At 67.0% G+C, this 17564-nt stretch carries 7 protein-coding genes; 4 read left to right on the top strand and 3 right to left on the bottom strand.

Annotated features, from left to right (window positions below; translation table 11 throughout):
- Positions 1-10 precede the first annotated feature (10 nt).
- Together WFP44_RS00315 and WFP44_RS00310 are read right to left on the bottom strand one after the other, a co-directional pair.
- Positions 11-883, bottom strand: coding sequence for a hypothetical protein (locus tag WFP44_RS00315; protein WP_336924343.1), 873 nt, complete (start codon positions 881-883; stop codon positions 11-13).
- Positions 883-3354 carry an NAD(P)-binding domain-containing protein gene (locus tag WFP44_RS00310; RefSeq protein ID WP_336924342.1) on the bottom strand — a complete coding sequence of 824 codons (2472 nt, stop codon included), beginning with the start codon at positions 3352-3354 and terminating at the stop codon, positions 883-885. Before WFP44_RS00310 ends, WFP44_RS00315 begins: the two co-directional genes overlap by 1 nt.
- 118 nt (positions 3355-3472) lie before the next feature.
- On the opposite strand from WFP44_RS00310, the gene WFP44_RS00305 reads away from it, so the two are divergent.
- The 4 genes from WFP44_RS00305 (at position 3473) to WFP44_RS00290 (ending at position 15433) form a co-directional block, all read left to right on the top strand.
- Positions 3473-4414: a tetratricopeptide repeat protein gene (locus WFP44_RS00305; RefSeq protein ID WP_336924341.1), complete on the top strand. Its 942-nt coding sequence runs from the start codon at positions 3473-3475 to the stop codon at positions 4412-4414.
- A gap of 310 nt (positions 4415-4724) precedes the next feature.
- Positions 4725-6494, top strand: coding sequence for a ShlB/FhaC/HecB family hemolysin secretion/activation protein (locus WFP44_RS00300; protein ID WP_336924340.1), 1770 nt, complete (start codon positions 4725-4727; stop codon positions 6492-6494).
- Between the two features lies 1 nt (position 6495).
- Entirely contained in the window at positions 6496-12372 is a 5877-nt protein-coding gene (locus WFP44_RS00295; protein WP_336924339.1) for a beta strand repeat-containing protein, read from the top strand.
- Position 12373: 1 nt separating this feature from the next.
- A complete protein-coding gene (locus WFP44_RS00290; RefSeq protein ID WP_336924338.1) occupies positions 12374-15433 on the top strand; it encodes a CHAT domain-containing protein in 3060 nt (1019 codons plus the stop codon).
- A 7-nt stretch (positions 15434-15440) separates the two neighbouring features.
- Here WFP44_RS00290 and WFP44_RS00285 read toward each other — a convergent pair whose 3' ends face one another.
- On the bottom strand, positions 15441-17564 hold the full coding sequence (locus WFP44_RS00285; protein WP_336924337.1) for a PQQ-dependent dehydrogenase, methanol/ethanol family: 2124 nt from the start codon (positions 17562-17564) through the stop codon (positions 15441-15443).

Below are 17564 nucleotides of genomic sequence, written 5' to 3'. Positions count from 1 at the left end.
CCCCTCCTCCTCACCAGTAATAGAATACGGAAACGATGTGCGCGGCAAGCGCGCCCAGCAGCGCGATGGTGAGCGGCACATGGAAATAGAGCCAGATTTCCAGCATGGCGCGCAGCCGCAGATGCCGGCGGATCTGCTGCAACTGCGCCTCGCGCCGACGCAGCAGGCTCAGCACCTTCTCGACCTCCTCCCCATTGCCCGCAGTCGCCAGGCCTTCGAGCGCGGCGCGGGTGCGGCAGCGGCGATAGCGGCCTGTCAGACGCGCGGCGATGCCACCGGCGAAAGGATCCTGTTCCAGCGCGGCAATCACCAGATCGGCTTGCGTGCGCCCCAGCGGCTGCGCGGCGCTTTCCAGTTGCCGGTCCAGCGCGTCAAGCGCATCCAGCATCTGTGCCTTGGTCATGTCGCGTCGGTTGCCGGCCAGCTTTGCCGGCAGCGTGGCATAGACCGATATGCCCCAGATGCCCGATGCAATCACCAGCATCATCAGCACATAGGCCAGCGTGTGGACATTCCAGCCGAACTGGAAACCGGTGTGCAAGGTGGCAATTACCACCAGCGACAGACCAAGATAGACATGGGCCGATGTCCAGGCCTTCAGGGACCAGCGCCCCGCGCTCATCCGGCGCTTGCGGATGCCCAGCAGCGCCAGCCACACGATCAGCAGCGCGCCAACAGTGCCCAGCGTGTAACCCAGCCAGCTTCCCCCGTTGTGGCGCGGGGTGACATCCACCAGCGCGTAGGCGATGATCGCCACCAGCGAAAGCAGCGCCGCCACCTTGAGCCAGCGCATCCGCTTGTGCGCCAGGAACCCTTCGTGATCGCTTTCGCGCGGCCCCCGCCGGTCTGCGGGGCGGATCCTGTCCTGCGCGGTGCTGGCCATCAGTCAAGGCCCCCTTCCTGCGTGACGGACAGGAAGCCTTCGGGCGACACGCGGATGGCCGCGCCGGTGGGGCAGGCGCGCACGCAGGCCGGGCCGCCTTCAATTCCGGAACACATATCGCACTTCACCGCCAGCTTGGCCTGTTCCACCCCTTGCTTCGCGGCCTTTTTCTTGCGCCAGGAATAGCTTGCCTCGCCCGGCCCCGGCCCCAGCCCCAGCAGCATCCACGCCAGCAGGCCCGGCTTCTTTGGGGGCACCGCATCCATGCGGATCACGCCATAGGGGCAGTTGCGCTGGCAATTGCCGCAGCCAATGCAGGTATCGGCAATGAACACTTCGCCATCGGGCCCGCGCTGAATGGCGTTGGGCGGGCAATCGGCCATGCAATGCGGATGTTCGCAATGGCGGCAGGATGTGGGCACGTGGAGGTGGGCATAGGAACGCCCCGCCTCGCGGTCGAGCCGGCTCAGCCCCTCGTGGCTGTCGGCGCAGGCCTTCTCGCAATTGTCGCACCCCACGCACAGCGTTTCGTCGATAAGAAGCACATCGGTCGCCTCGCCAATGCCGTTATCGACGAGGAATTGCGCGGTTTCGGCATAAAGATCGGCGGCCGAACCAAAGCTTTCCTTGCGCGCCTCGACAAAGGCGTTGAGCTCGCGCCGGTGCGCCATGTCGGCCAGCGCACGCTGGCGCAAGGCGGGCCTTGCATCGAGCAGCGCGGTGAAGCGGTCGCCGGGAATACGCACCACTTCGCTCTTGATCGCGGCCTTTACCGTGGCGGTGCGGCGTGATCCGTCGATCACCGCCATTTCCCCGAAATAGGAACCGGCGGGCAGGTAGGAGAGGAAGATCGGCTTGCCGCCAATATCCTTCTCCACCACCATCGATCCGCGGCGGATGACATAGATATCCCGGTCATCCGCCCCCTCGGTGATGACCTTCTGCCCGGCGCGCACTTCCAGCACTTCGGCCGCCTCCACCAGCGGGGCGACATCGGCGGGAGTGAGGCCCGAACCGAACATCTGGAGCAATTGCCGCTCCAGCGCGATGCGGTTCACCGCGCGCGCAGCCGAAGGCACCGTGGCAATCAGCTTGAGCGCGGCGGTGCGCGACAGTTCCACCACCACCAGCGCCTCCGCCGCGCGCACGGTGGAGCCGCGGGGCCGGCCCGATATCAGCCCTACCTCGCCGAATATGGAGCCCTGCCCGATCGGCACGGTGACGGAAGGGTCAGACGGGTTCACCTCCACCACCACCGAACCTTCGACAATGGCAAACATGGAGGAACCCGGCTCGTTCCGGGTGAACACCACCTCGCCCGCAGCAAAGGCGCGCGGCTGCGAATCGAGCAGCAATTCGCGCAATTGCAACGGCGACATATCCTGAAAGATCGCGACATTGGCGCCGATGACGGCCAGCCATTCCTCAACCGAACGGCCGCCGGGAAGCACGGCGAACTTTTTCTCCAGGATCGGCTGATCGGCGGGCTTGAGGGCGGTATTGCCGTTCAGGAACTCGATCACGTCGAAGCCCTGGTTCATGCAATGCTTGATGAGCGGATAGCCCGCCAGCGCGCCAATCACGAAAACGCCCGGTTTGGTGGTCTCGAAAGTGGGGCTGAGAACCGGGAAGGCGCCTGGGTCCGCACTGCCGAATTCCACGCCGATCTTCTCGACAAAATCGCGCGGCGGGCGCGATCCGGTGCGCGCGATGATGCGGTCGCAAGGGATGACCTGCTGCCCGTCGCGCGTTTCGAGCACCAGTTCCCCCCCGTTCTCGCCAAGCCTTACTTCGGCAGGCGATGTCTCGCGCATCACGATCACGCGGCCCTCGTTCTCGGCCTCTTGCAGCAGTTTGACATTGGCGCCCTTGGCCCGGGCGAAATCGGTGCCGCGGTTGAGGATGGTGACGACATTGCGCTGCGCCGGATCAGCCGCAAGGCCCAGCGCGTTCTCGATCCCGGCATCGCCAGACCCGACCACGGTGATATGCTCGTCGAAATATTCGCCCGGATCATCGAGCTGATATTGGACGAGGGGCAAGTCTCCGCCGGGAATGCGCAGCAGATTGGGGTTGCCCTGCGTGCCGATGGCAAGCACCACGTTCTGCGCGCGGATGGCGTCCCCACCCTTGATCGTGATCGTGAAATCGCCCTTCTCACCGGTGATCGCGGTGACTTCGGCACGGTAGCGCACATTCACCGCGCCTGCGGCAATCTGCTGCTCCCATGTGCTCAGGATCGCCTCGCGGCTGCCCGCATCGAAATCGAGATCGGAGCGCAGGACAAGGTTGGATGGCGTTGCCATCACGTGCTTGCCCTTCTGGTATTTGTAGATCGTGTCGGAAAGGTGATCGGTCTTTTCGATCAGCACATGGGCAAGGCCAAGCTGCGCCGCACGCGCAGCCGCGCTCAGCCCGGCCGGCCCCGAGCCCACGATTGCCACCACAAAACGGTCTGGACCTGATGCCATTACCGCCCCCCTGAACAGCACTATGCCTCAAACAAAGCGCATTGAAAACCTTGGCCGGACAGGCATTGTGGCGCCGCAGCGGCACCTGCACGGGCATGACGGGTGGAGATGGGCACAGATGGCAAAGGGCGCGGACGCACACGGCATACAGACAAGCTGGCGCAAGGGTGCGCTGCTGGCGCTGGCGGCAACGGCGCTGCTGGCCGGGGCGGCCACATGGCGACTGATGGAGCAGACCGATTCGGCGCCGCCGCCTGCGGCCAGCCAGCCCGCCGATCAGCCGCAATCGCTCGACGAGCTGCGGCGGCAGGCCGAATCATCCGCCGACGACCCGGTTGCCTGGCAGCGGCTGGCCTTTGCCAGTTTCAACCAGAACCTGTTTGCCGAGGCTGCGGCGGCATACGAAAAGGCAGTGGCGCTGGAGCCCGAAAGTGCCGTCCTGTGGTCTGCACTGGGCGAGGCGCGGGTGATGGCGAGCGCGCGCGATCCCATGCCACCGGCCGCGCTGGAGGCCTTTCGCCGCGCCGTAGCGATCGACCCCGGCGATGCGCGGGCCCGCTATTTCCTTGCCACGGCCAAGGATCTGGCCGGCGACAACCGAGGCGCGATTGCCGATTGGCTGGCGCTGCTGGCCGATACGCCGCCCGGCGCCCCATGGGAGACCGATCTGGTTCGCACGATCAACCAGGTGGCGCAGCGCGACGGCATCGCGCTTGGCAACCGGGTGGAACAGGCGCTCGCCGCGCGCGGCACGCTGCCGCTGCCTGTTTCGCCGGCGGGCATACCAGGCCCGACGCAGGAACAGCTTGCCGCGGCCACTGCCCTTCCGCCTTCAGAGCAGCAGGAGATGGCCGAGGGCATGGTTGCCCGGCTTGCCGCACGGCTGGAACGCGAACCGGCCAATGTCGATGGCTGGATAATGCTGATGCGCAGTTACCGGCACCTTGGCCGCGATGCCGAAGCACGGCAGGCCTATGACAGGGCCGTGGCCGCCAACCCGGCTGCCACGCGGCAATTGCGCGAAGCGGCAAGCGCGCTGGGCGTGCCGCTTGCGGGATAAGACACCGATGGGCATTGCCTTGGGGCGGCGTTGGGCGCATAGTCCGAGATGGTGGGGTCGTCATAAAAAGTTGAAAAGTGGCAGGCGGCTCGTGGCGTGGCTCTGGGTCAGGCGCGTGCGCCTGACCGATCTGATTTAGCTGCACCTGCCAAATGGCAGGTGCCGTCTGAGGCCGGTTTCCGGGCCTCTGGGGAAGGACGGTCGGCTGACGGTGACGTATACTGAGACGTATGCTGGGACGTATTCCGGGTTTCGTTTCGGGCATTACGCGAGGGTTATTACGCGGGGTGCCGGGGGTGCATCGCTGCTCGTGCTGGCGGCCTTTTCGGGCGCGCCTGCCGCAGCGCAGGTCACGCCGGATCCGTCTCGCATTGCCCCGCCTACACGCGACGAACTGGTGCCTTCCGCGCCCCTCACCGACACGCGGGCACGCACGACGCTGAGCGTCGATGGCGGATTTGAACGCAGCCCCTGCGCGCTCGACAATCCGGAATTCGCTGATCTGCGCGTCACTCTCTCGCAGGTGAGTTTCGCCGGGGCCGAGGCTGCCGCGGATGTGGACCTGGCCGCCGCCGCCGCGCCTTATCTGGGCCGCGATCTGCCGCTTGCGGTGCTGTGCGACATCCGCGCCCGCGCCAGCACAATGCTGGCTGATGCCGGCTATCTGGCGGCGGTGGAGATACCCGAACAGCGCCTGACGGGCGGCGCGGCGCAATTCCGTGTGGTGCTGGGGCGTCTTACCGCGCTGCGCGTGCGGGGCGAGGCGGGCGCTTCCGAACGGCTGTTGGCGGGCTATCTGCAAAAGCTGGTGGGCCAGCCGGTATTCAATACCCATGCCGCCGAACGCTATTTGCTGCTGGCCGACGACATACCGGGCCTTGACGTGCGCCTTGCCCTGCGCCCGGCAGCAAGCGGCCAACCGGGTGACCTCATCGGCGAAGTAGCCGTGCTGCGCCAGGGAAATACCGTCGATATCAATGTGCAGAATTACGGCGCGCGCGCGCTCGGCCGCTTTGGCGGCATGGTGCGCGCCGAATTCTTCGGCATCACCGGCCTTGGCGACCGCACCAGCCTGTCGGCCTATTCCTCGCATGATTTCTCCGAACAGCAGACGCTGCAACTGGCGCATGATTTTCTGGTTGGGAGCGAAGGCCTGTCATTGGGCGGGCAGGTGACACTGGGCTGGACCAATCCGGCCATCAACCTGCCCGGCTTTGATGTGAAGTCCGACACTTTCTTTACCGGCGTCCATGCCAGCTTCCCCTTTGTGCGCCGCCAGGCGCGAACGCTTGGCGGATCGGCGGGGCTGGATCTGGTGAATCAGGATGTGCGGCTGAACGGTTTCGACCTGACGCGCGACCGGGTGCGCACCGCCTGGGCGCGGCTCGACTGGCTGGAAACCGATACCGCCTCCATCGGGCGGCGGCTGGGTTATTCCGCGTTCGAACCGCGCGCACGGCTCGCACTGGGTGTGGAAGTGCGGCAGGGGCTGGGCATTCTGGGCGCCAGCCGCGATTGCCGCACCGCGCCCGCTGCGTGCCTCGCTGCAAATCAGGTGCCCACGCGCATTGAACAGGACCCCACGCCGCTGCTGGCGCGCGCCAGCCTGCGCACCGAATACCGGCCGGTTCCGCTGTTTACCCTGGCAATGGATCTGACCGGGCAGTTCACGCGCGACCCCCTTCCCGCTTTCGAGGAGCTGACCGGGGGCAGCTTTTCGGCAGGCCGCGGCTATGACCCGGCCTCTGTCACCGGCGATACCGGCATCACCGCGCGGATGGAAATGCGCTACGGCACGTTGATGCCCGACAGCATAAACAGCGTTTCGGTGCAGCCTTTCGTGTTTCTCGACGCGGCAAGCCTGCGCGACCGCGACCCCAGCCAGCGCGCCGCCAACCCGGACAGTCTGGCATCGGCGGGCGCGGGCCTGCGCTTTGCCTATGGTCGCGGCATTCAGGGCGATGTGGCGCTGGCGGTTCCGCTGCGGCGCACCGATACGCAGCGGCTGGGCAATCTGCCGCGAGGCGATGCCCGCCTGCTGATCTCCATCACCAGCCGCCTTGCCCCCTGGAGGTTCTGACATGGAACGCACATTCTCCCGGAAATCCGCCCTGCTGGTGACAAGCTGCGCTGCCGCGCTGACAGTGGGTGCCTTCGCGTCGCCTTCACCGGCAAGGGCGCAGGCCATTCAGGCAACGCCTGCGATCGTGCAGGGCAATGTGACCATCGACCGCACTGTCCCTGATTTCGATTTTCTCTCGGTCGATGGCTTCAACGCCGTGGTGGACTGGACGCCCGATACCGACAATTTCGGCAATGCCCTGCCCTTTCTGCCCGTGGGCGGAACGGCCGTTTTCCAGAACGCGGTAGCCGACACCAGCTTTGCGATCATCAACCGCATCCTGCCCGCGCCCGGCGGCAATGTGACCGAGATCAACGGAACCGTTGTTTCGCGCATTCAGGATGCGACCGGCGCATCCTCTCCGGGCGGGCATATCATGTTCTATTCGCCCACCGGCCTGCTGATCGGCGGGTCGGCAGTGTTCGATGTGCAGGGCCTTGTCCTTACCAGCCTTGCGCCGGACATTTCGGCCTTCGAAGGCTTTGTCACGACAGGCACGCCGATGGTGCTGACCATGCCCGGTGCCGATCCCACTTCGGTAACGATCGCCAACGGGGCGCAGATCACCGCCAGCGGCGAAGGCAGCTATCTGGTGGTGGCCGCGCCGCGCGTGGAAACCTATGGCAGCGCCAGTATCAATGGTTCGGCGGCCTATATCGGCGGCAACCAGGTCCGGATGGCGCACAGTTCCGGCCTGTTCGACATTCAGGTGGAAGTGGGCACCGAGGCCACCGATGCGGTCGCGCATTTCGGCAGCACCACCGGCCCGGCATCGGGCGGAGCGGGCGATCACCACATCATCTATGTGGTGGCGCGCGGCCTCAACGATCCAGTCAACCTGCTGATCGGTGGCAATCTGGGGTTTGCTCCCGCCGTCAGCGCCAGCGTGGAGAATGGCGACATCATCCTGTCCGCCGGTTTCGATGTGGCAGGCCGCTCGCTGGCGGGCGGCACGGTGGGCAGCGATTACGAATTCGACCACAATCTCAACCTGAACGGCCCTTCCGCCCCACCCGTCCCCGGTGGCAATGTGCAGATCTCCGGGATCAACGCCACCAGCCGCTTAACAGCGGCAGGGGTTACATCGGCCAATGTGCTGGCCAGCGACACCACCGCCCGGTTTGCCGGCGATCTCACGCTTTATGGTATCGAAAGTGCCAGCCATTTCGCCTCGGATGGCGGCACTATCGAAGTGGGCGGCGATGCGCGCGTGCTGGCGCATAGCTACGGACGGCGCGCGCTGGCATTCCCGGCGGATTCGCAGGGCGGCGATGTGCAGGCCGGCGCCCTTTCCGATGGCATCGTCACCATCACCGGCGCCTTGACGCTGGATGCCCGCGCGATTTCCGGGGTCGATACGGACAGCGGCCTGCAAGGCAGCGCGCTAGGCGGCGATGTGACGCTCCTGTCCAGCCAGAACGGCACCGTCACCGTGGGCGGCCTTACCCGTATTCTGGCCGATGCTGAACTTTTGGCCGGCACAACGGCCGGCTCGCCCTTCTATGATGGCGGCGCGATCAGCCTGCTGGCAACGGACAATGCCGCGCTGACCCTCAACGGGGGTTTGCAGGCTTCGGCCTCGGCCATCGCGCCCGATACATCGGCACAGGACGGCACGCAGGCCTTTGCCGGTTCGGTGCAGATCGGTGCGCAGAGCGGCAGCGTGTTGAGCGTCAATGGCAATGTGCGGATTACCGCTGTGGCCCGCGCCGGCGGCGCGCAGGACGGATCAGGCGGATCAGGCCTTGGCGGCTTTGCGGGGATTACGGCAAGCAGCAGCACGGGCCGTGTCCGGATTGACGGCAATATGTTGGTGCAGCTTGACGGGGCAGGCGGCAACTCCACCGGCAGCACCCCGCCCGGCCAGCCCTATCGTGCAGATGGGTCAGGCGGGCGGCTGTCCATCTTCACGACCGATCTGGGCAGCGTCGAAGTAACCGGCGATGTCGATCTGCAAGCCACCGGCACCGGCGGCAACGGCTTTTCCGGGGGCTTTGGCACGGGCGGTGGGCTGGTGATGACGGCCCAAAGCGGCCGCATTTCGCTGGGCGGAGAAGTGGACGTAACTGCGCTGGGGTTGGGCGGCGCAGCCGATCTGGGCCTGGGCGGCGAGGGCGGAATCGGGCGCGGCGGCGAAGTGCTGCTGGACGCGCTGCGCGCGGCCGGAGGATCGGGGACAATCGCGGTCGATGGCGCGTTGACCGCACGGCTCAGCGGCACGGGCGGGCTTGGCGGGCGTGGGCTTGAAAGCTTTACCGATGCCGGCGCGGGCGGCGCGGGCTTTGGCGGCGGCGCACCTTTGAGCCCGCTCGAATTCCTCGACAGTCCGGGCGGCTTCTACGCGCTGGCGGAAGCGGACGGCGCATCCATCACGCTCGGCTCGGTCGCCATCACCGCGGATGGCACCGGCGGTGCGGGCGGCTTGGGCCAAGGCAATATTCCTGGCGGCGCGGGCGGTGTGGGGCGCGGCGGGCTTGTCAGCGTTTCCGCAATTGCGGGGACCGGCGCCCCACCCGTGGATCAGGGGCGTGTCGATCTGGGCAGTGAACTGGTCGCCACGATCAGCGGCACCGGGGGCCAAGGCGGCACAGGCGACACGGCGCTGCGCGGGGCGGGCGGCGCAGGCATTGGCGGCCGCAGCGATTTTCTGGCGGAATTCGGTGTGATCGCCAGCGGGCGCGTGGATATTGCCTCCAACGCGACCGGCGGGGATGGGGCCACGGGCGGGGAAGCCAATGGCGACGCGGCGCGGATCGAAGCGGGCATACAAGGCGCGGTGGAGCTGGGCCAGTTGGCGCTGACCAGCCTTGCCCGGGGCGGCGCCGGGCTTGCCGGCGCGGGCGGGCTGGCGCGCGGCGGCTCGGCAGTGCTCGCTGCGGGCGATGGAGGCAGCATCGCCCTTGCTGGCGATCTCACGCTGCGTTCCACCGGACAGGGCGGCACGGGCGCGGACGGCAATGGCGGGGCCGGCATCGGTGGGGCGCTGGGCCTGTTGGTGGATAACGCCGCGCTTGCCGCGCTTACCGGAACGACCACGCTGGAAACCGCAGGGATTGGCGGCGACACCTTGCTTCCCGGCTTTACCGGCGGGCAGGGGTTAGGCGGCAATGTCGACCTGTTCGCCACCAACAGCGGCTCGATTCGCGTGTCGGCGCTGGATCTGCGCGGCAGCGGCAGCGGCGGGAGCGGGAACGGCGCCACGGGCGGCGCGGCAACGGGCAGCGTGGTGCGGCTGAACGCCGAAGGCCCCGGATCGCAGCTTAGCCTTGCCGACCGGGCCAGCGTCCTGTCCAGCGCCAGTGGCGGCAATACCACCGGCGGCACGGGCATTGGCGGCGCGGCTACGGGAGGGCGCATCAGCATATTCGCCATTGATGAAGGCGCGATCAGCCTGCCCTCGCAAGGTTTCATCAGCGGCGGGCCGGCGCGCTTTGGCGTGCAGATATTTGGCGGCGGGTCGAATGTGGCGGGCGGCGCAGGCGGGGCAACTGCCTTCAACGGCGGCGGCACGGCACAGATCGTGGCCGAAAACGGCGGCACGGTAACCGGGCAGAATATCGAGCTGTTCGAACAGGCCGTGGGCGGATCCAGCCTCAATCCCAATGCCAATATCTCGGGTGGCAACGCGCTGTCGGGCACGGTGCGGCTGGCGGCGCTGACCGGAGGCACGCTGGACTTGCAAATTCGCGCCTTTTCCGAAGCGACCGGCGGCACTGCCAGCGGCACGGGCACGGGCGGCAATGCGCTGAGCGGCCCGGCCCGGCTGGAAGGCAATGACGGCACCGCCATTTTCCGCGGCGCCAGTTCGCTCTCCAGCGAAGCGACCGGCGGAAGCGCGGTCGGCGGTGCAGGCGGCAATGCGGCGAATGAACCCGTGCTCGCCAGCTTTGTTGGCGTATCGCAATTGCAGATCGGCGATGCGATCGACCCGGGCAGCCTGACGATTTCCAGCAAGGCGCGCGGAGGCGACAGCGCGGCGCTTGCCGGCAATGGCACCGCGGCGCCGGTCAACATAACCTTCAGCGGCGGGACGCAGGTTGCCGGCAGCCTCCTCCATGCGGAATCGGAGGCGGCGGCCGGGGTCAACCCCAGTGCCACGCCCGGCGGCACCGCCACGGCGGGCAATGTCGTCGTGACGCTGTCCGAGAGCGCTTCGGCCGATCTGGAGGAATTGCGGATCACCTCCACCGCCTTTGGCGCGCCCGGCAATTTCAGCGTTGCAGGCCTTGCGGCGCTGCGCCTGACGGGTGGCGATCCGGCACTGCGGGCAGGTTCGATCAACCTTCGCACCACGGCGATTGGCGGCATCGAGGGGAGCAGCGGCGCGTTCCAGATCGATGTGCTGGCCGGCAGCCTGGATGCCGATACGCTGCTCGCCCGTTCCGGCGTGGTCGATACCGCCCTGCTCGACGCGCCCGCATCGCGGATGCAGCCAAACGGCGGCACCATAACGGTGCCGACCTCTCTGCAACTGGATACGCCGGGCGATCTGCTGGTGAACACCGGACAAGGCAATGTCGTGCGCGGCGGGGCCGATCCGCTCAACGGCAATGCCGCCTTCCTGTTCTCCTCGGGCCAGTTGCTGACCTTTACCGGGTCGCCGCTGGTCACTGGCGCAGCGGGCGTCATCGCCAGCGGTATCACGCTGATCGCAAGTAATCTCGACATTGCCGCAGGCGCGGCCCTGCAGGCCAACCAGTTGTTCATCACCTCGATCAACCAGAGCGCCACCGCCCTTCTGGGCGGCACGGCCGCGGGCGGCGGCTTCAGCCTGTTGCAGGACGAATTCGACCGGATCGACACGGCCGAACTGTATTTTTACGGCGCGCCGATCAATTCGACCGGCGACGATGTGGAAATCCGCGACCTCACCCTGTCGGGCACCGAGGCGACACGGCTGGGCCTGGTCTATATCGAGGGGCCGCAAAGCCTGAATGTCACCGGCGCCCTGCGTTACACCAATGCCGGGGCGGATGATGCCTTGAGTTTGTTCAGCAACGGGACGGTGGCGCTCACCCTGCCCACCGGCTCGGTCGCGGTCACCAATGCCAACGGGGGTTTGGCCGGCAGCCTCAGCATTACAGGAGACGCGATCTTTGCGGGCGATGCCAGCTTGCTGGCCTTGCTGCGTTCAAATCCGGCCGATCCCACCATTCCCGGCCTTCTTGCTGCGGCCGAAACCGCTGCGAGCACGTATCTTTCCGCCGGCCAGATGCAGCTGGCGGGCGAAACGGCGATCCTTTTGAAGAATACGGGTGCGGGCAGCACATTTGACGGCATTGCCACGAATGCGGGCGGGCTGCGCATCATCCGCAACCCCGATGCCGTAACGCCGGGGCCGATGCTGGCGATCGCCTTTGGCCGCGCGGTGGATGCCAATGGCGCGCCGATCACCAATGACGATGCCTTTTTCGATGCCGATTTCGGCACCAATCTTGCCGCCAATTTCACCGCCAGCTCCACCTATAACGATTGCATTATCGTGACCGGGCAATGTGGTGCACCGCCGCCACCTCCGCCCCCGCCGCCACCTCCTCCGCCCCCGCCGCCACCTCCTCCGCCACCGCCGCCTCCTCCGCCGCCTCCGCCGCCTCCGCCTCCGCGGGAGCAACCGGATCTGCCGGTGACGAGCGAAGATTACACCAATCTGGCGCCCATCCCCACCGATGACGGCGGGCTGACCGGCGGCGATGACGGGTTCGGCATCGCATTCCCGGATCGGATAACCCCGCCGCCCGTGTCCGATCGCGGGCTGGTTTATGATCCGGTCACCAGCGGCGGGGACAATGCCGCGCTTGGCGGATCGGATAGCGCGGATGAGGATGAGGAGGACTGACATGGCCCATACCGCCGCAAGGCTGGCACGCCTTGCCCTCGCCCTTGGCGTTTCGTGCGGACTGGTGCTGTCCGCGCCGCCTTCCGCTGCGCAATCGCTGGCGCAATCGGTCAGCCTGCGCGATTCGGTGCCGATCGGATCGGACGGGCTATGCGAGGCGCAGATCCAGTCGCCCCGGCCGGGTCAAGGGCTGTTCGACCGGCAATACCGGATCGTCTGCCGCGATGCGGCGGCGTCGGTGGGGGAATTGCAGATTGTGGGCGGCGACACACCGCAAATGGCACTCGCCCGGCTGGCAGGTGCCGATGCCACCTGCCGCGTCGCCCCGGCGGGGTCGATCGGCGGCGGTCTGAACAATGTGGCCGCGCAGCTGTGCACATCGCCGGGCAAGGCGGTGGAGCGGCTGGTGCTCGCCGGAACACGCGGCGGGCGCACCTTTGCCGCCGCTGGCCTTGCCGTCTACGCCGATGCGCTGCGGCTGGGGCTGGCAACCCTCGCAGGGGACCGGCTGGTGGAAGGCGCGGTCAATGTGCCGCTGACACAGGCTGGCGATGCACAGGCCTTTGCCCGCGCGCAGGCCGAGGCGATTTCGGCCGAGATTGCGCTGAGCGAAGCCTATCGCCGTTCCAATGCCGGCCTGTTTGCCGAGGCGGCGGAGTTCTTTGGCGTATCGGCCACAAATCTGCCGGGACAGAACGCGACAGAAGCGCTGCTGAACGCCGCCTTGCAGCAATCGAACCTTGGCAATTTTGCCGAAGCGCGCAACCTGTTCGCCAAGGCTGCCGATGACGCTGCGGGCAATCCCTTGCTGGCGCGGCTGGCACGCAATTTCCGCAGCCTCGACGCGCTCAACCGCGCCGATCCCGCCGCTGCGCTGGCGGTGCTGGACGCACCCCTACCGCAGCTCGTCGACAGCATGGAAGCTACGCTGCAATTGCAGATCGACACCGTGATGGCGGAAAGGCTTTCGTCCGAAGGCGGCAATCCGGTTGCCGGGGCCGGCGCTGTGTTGACGCTGGCCGAACGGCTGCAACTGCTTGACGGGCAGGCGACCTATCTGCGCGGAACGGCGCTGCGCCTTCTGGGCCATGCTGCCGAGGCCGACGATCTGCTGCGCCGGGCCTATGCCGATATCACCGCCGTGCGCGAAGCGCGCGTGGTGACCGTGCTGTGGCTGCGTGCGCAGATCCTGGGCGATCTGGGCACGCTAGCCGAGGCGCGCGGCGAAACCGGAGAGGCCGAAGCGCGGCATCGCCAGGCCATCGGCTTGCTGGCCGCCACCTATCCCGGCTCGCCCGCGCTGGCGAGCGCCACGGCGCAGCTGGCGGGACTGTATGCGCGCAGCGGCCGGCGGGAGGAAGCGGCCAGCCTGTTCCGTCAGCTTGTTGCCAATGCCGGAGACGATGCCCACACCCCGGCCCTGCGCCGCCACCTTGCGCCCTGGTTCGCCCTGCTGGCCGAACCGCAAGCCAACCCGGCCGAAGCGGCAGAGGATATGTTCGCCGCCAGCCAGCTGATGCTGCGCCCCGGCCTTGCCCAGACGCAGGCCGTGCTGGCGCGGGAATTGTCCGGCGGCAGCGACGAGGCCGCGCAATTGTTCCGGCAGGCCATCAATCTGGGCCGCGCGATCGAAATGAAGCGGATCGAAGTGCTGACAGCCGAAAGCCAGGCCGAGCAGGACGCATCGCTCGCCGCCGCGCTGCCTGCCATGCGGGGGGAACTCGACCTGCTGCGCCAGCGGCAACTCGATGTGCAGCAGCAGCTGGCCGCCTATCCCCGTTATCGCGCGGTCAGCAGCGGGCGGATCACGCTGGGCGAATTGCAGGCAACGCTGGGGGATGGCGAAGGCTATCTCAAGCTGGTGATGCTCGATGACGCGGCTTATGCCATCTATGCCAACCGCATCAGCGCCACCGCCTACCGCCTCGATGCTTCACCCGCCCGGATCGCGCAAATGGTGGACACCTTGCGCGATTCCATCGCGATCGAGGAAGGCGGACAGACGATCACCTACCCGTTTGAACTGGGCGTGGCGCGGCAGCTGGCCACCACTTTGCTCGGCCCGGTAAACGACCGGCTGGCGCAGGTGCGCCACCTGATTTTCGAGCCGGACGGCGCCCTGCTGCGCCTGCCAATCAACCTGCTGGTGATGGATGATGCGAGCGTGGAGCGCTATGCCGCGCGCACCGCCGATCCCGATGCCGATCCCTATGATTACCGCGGCACCGCGTGGCTTGGCCGCGCCATGCAGGTGACCACGTCAGTCTCTCCCGCCTCGTTCCGCGATGTGCGCGCCGCGCGCCGGTCGCAGGCGCGGGGCGAGTATCTGGGTCTGGGGCAGAATGTGCCACTGCTCGAAAATGCCGTCTTTTCGCCCGGCACGCGCAGCGGGATTGCCGATGAACGCTGCTTCTGGTCGCCGCTGACCTGGAGCAATCCGGTAAAGGCCGACGAACTGCGCACGGCCAGCGCCATTCTGGGATCGGGCGGCGGCGGCGTGGCCTTGCTGACCGATGGCGATTTCACCGATACGCGGCTGAAGGCGATGAACGACCTCAACCAGTACCGCATCCTGCATTTTGCGACGCACGGCCTTGTCACCTCGCCGCAGCCCGAATGCCCGCCGCGCCCGGCCCTGCTCACCAGCTTTGGCGATGCGGAATCGGACGGCCTGCTCTCCTTTGCCGAGATATTCGACCTGTCGCTTGATGCCGATCTGGTGATCCTGTCGGCCTGCAACACCGCCAGCGTGGGCGGGCTTGCCGCCAGCCGCGAGGCGGGCATCGCCACGGGCGGGGATTTCGCGCTGGACGGGCTGGTGCGTGCCTTTGTGGGCGCAGGCGGGCGCAATGTGGTGGCCAGCCACTGGCCCGTGCCCGACGATTATGACGCGACCGGGCGGCTGATCGGCGGCTTTTTCGACGCAGGCCGGGGGCAGTCCATCGCCGAAGCGCTGCGTCTGGCGCAACTTGGCCTGATGGACGATGCCGACACCTCGCACCCCTTCTACTGGTCTGCCTTTGCCGTGGTGGGCGACGGGGCGATTGCGCTGCGGCGGTAAGCCGCGTTCAGCGGCCCCAATCCTCGTTGGCACGCGCGATCAGATAGCCATGAATCGCCTCGGCATCCTCGGTTGAGAGGATGTCGGCAAAGCTGGCCATGCCGCGATCCAGCAGCAGCCCCTCCAGCACGATGCGGTTGAAGGCGGCGTGCGTTTCGGCGCTCATGTGACGCAGATCCTTGACCCCGCCAATGGCGTTCTGTCCGTGGCACACGGCGCAGGTCTGTGCGAACAGCTGCGCCCCGCGCGCCACAGTCGCTTCGCTGGCCCGCAAGGGTGGCGGTTCGGGCGGGGCGGAGGCGTTGGGAGCAAGCGGCGGAAGCTGCGCGCTGCCACCCAGCCGGAACACCAGCAGGCGGGCGGGCGCACGCGGCATTTCAATGCCCGCGCCGCGCTCGATCTGCGCCGCGCCGCCGCCCCAGCCGGCATTGATCGCGATATATTGCACGCCGTCCAGTTCGTAGCTGATCGCGCCTGCCACCGGCGCGCTTTGCGCGGGAAATTCCCACAACTGCCGCCCGCTGCGTGCATCAAACGCGGTGAAGGTCTGGCGCGTAGTGCCGGCAAACACGATGTCGCTGGCAGTCACCATCGCCCCGCCATTGCCGTGGCGCGGCAGTTCCACCTGCCAGGCAATCCTATTGCCAACGGGATCCCACGCGGTGAGCCAGGCCTTTTCCAGCGCGTTGGCCTCGGCCGTCAGTCGCGCCCGCACCTGCGCAGCCTCTCCGGTGGAAAAGAACCCCCACCCGCTGTTCGACCGCATGGGCTGCGGCGTCCACCCCGGCTGCCGGGCCAGCACAAAGCCGCTTTGATAGGCGGGGAAATAGGCAAGGCCCGTGCGTGGGGAAAAAGCCATCGGGAACCAGTTGTGCGCGCCGCCGGGGCCGGGGGCGACCAGATGCGGCTGATCGGTATAGCGCACTGCCGCGCTGGTTATCGGGCGGCCATCGGCCTCGAAACCCTCATTCCAGTTCTGGAACACGTGCGCGCCCGCCTGAATGAACTCCCCGCTCGCGCGGTCGAGCACGTAGAAAAAGCCGTTCTTGGGCGCCTGCATCAGCACCTGCCGTGTGCGCCCGCCAATCTCCAGATCGGCGGCGATCATGCTTTGCGTGCAGGTCCAGTCCCACTCCTCGCCCGGATTCATCTGGTAATGCCAGCGGTATTCCCCCGTGGTCGCATCCAGCGCCACGATCGAGCAGACGAACAGATTGTCGCCTTCATCGTTCGACCGGTAATAGCGCGAATGCGGAACGGCATTGCCGGTGCCCACATAGACAAGGTTCAGCGCCGGATCATAGGCGATGGCATCCCACGGATTGGCCCCGCCACCCAATTGCCGCCACAGCCCCTCATCGCTCCAGGTGGCGCGCATCATCGCGTTGACGGGATCGGACGCCGCGCCATCGGGCGTATCGGTCGGGCTGGGGGTGAGGTAGAACTTCCATACCTCCGCGCCGGTCTCCACATCATGGGCGGACACGAAGCCACGCACGCCCAGATCGCCGCCCGATTGCCCCACCACCACCTTGTCCCCGAACACGCGCGGCGCGCCGGTGATCGAATAGGCATAGCCGCTGTCCGCCGCAAAGGTGCGCGTGGTCCAGATGGGTTGCCCCGTGCTGCGGTCGAGCGCGATCAGCCGCCCATCCAGCGTGGCGATGATCACCTTGTTGCCGTGCAGGGCCAACCCACGGCTCACCGGTTCGCAGCAGGCCAGCCGCCCAAACTCGCGCGGCGTCTGCGGGTCATATGTCCACAGCACTTCGCCCGTGCGCGCGTCATAGGCCGTGGTGATGTTCCAGGCGAGCGTGTTGTACAGCACGCCATCGGCGTAAAGCGGCGTCGCCTCCACCCCGCGATAGGTGTCGAGATCGGCATACCACGCAAGGCCCAGCTCGCTGATATTGCCCGCATTGATTTGCGTCAGCGGGGAGTAGCGCTGCGCACTGTAATCGCGCCCGTCGCTCAGCCATTCGCCAGGGGCGGGATTGGCCAGCGGATCGGTACTGGCGACCGGGGACGACGCATTTGGCGAAGGCGCGGCGGCCATCTGGCATCCGGCCAGCATCGGGGCCAGCGACAGGGCGAAACCGGCCAGCAGGGCCGCACGAATTGTCATCTGCAT

Source organism: Alteraurantiacibacter palmitatis (assembly GCF_037154115.1).
Lineage (GTDB): Bacteria > Pseudomonadota > Alphaproteobacteria > Sphingomonadales > Sphingomonadaceae > Alteraurantiacibacter > Alteraurantiacibacter palmitatis.
Note: the sequence above shows the minus strand (reverse complement) of the source record. Positions and strands in the feature narration are given on the sequence as shown.

Coding starts and splice junctions, on each gene's coding strand:
- WFP44_RS00315 (WP_336924343.1), bottom strand. CDS start 883: ATGGCCAGCACCGCGCAGGACAGGATCCGCCCCGCAGACCGGCGGGGG.
- WFP44_RS00310 (WP_336924342.1), bottom strand. CDS start 3,354: ATGGCATCAGGTCCAGACCGTTTTGTGGTGGCAATCGTGGGCTCGGGG.
- WFP44_RS00305 (WP_336924341.1), top strand. CDS start 3,473: ATGGCAAAGGGCGCGGACGCACACGGCATACAGACAAGCTGGCGCAAG.
- WFP44_RS00295 (WP_336924339.1), top strand. CDS start 6,496: ATGGAACGCACATTCTCCCGGAAATCCGCCCTGCTGGTGACAAGCTGC.
- WFP44_RS00290 (WP_336924338.1), top strand. CDS start 12,374: ATGGCCCATACCGCCGCAAGGCTGGCACGCCTTGCCCTCGCCCTTGGC.
- WFP44_RS00285 (WP_336924337.1), bottom strand. CDS start 17,564: ATGCAGATGACAATTCGTGCGGCCCTGCTGGCCGGTTTCGCCCTGTCG.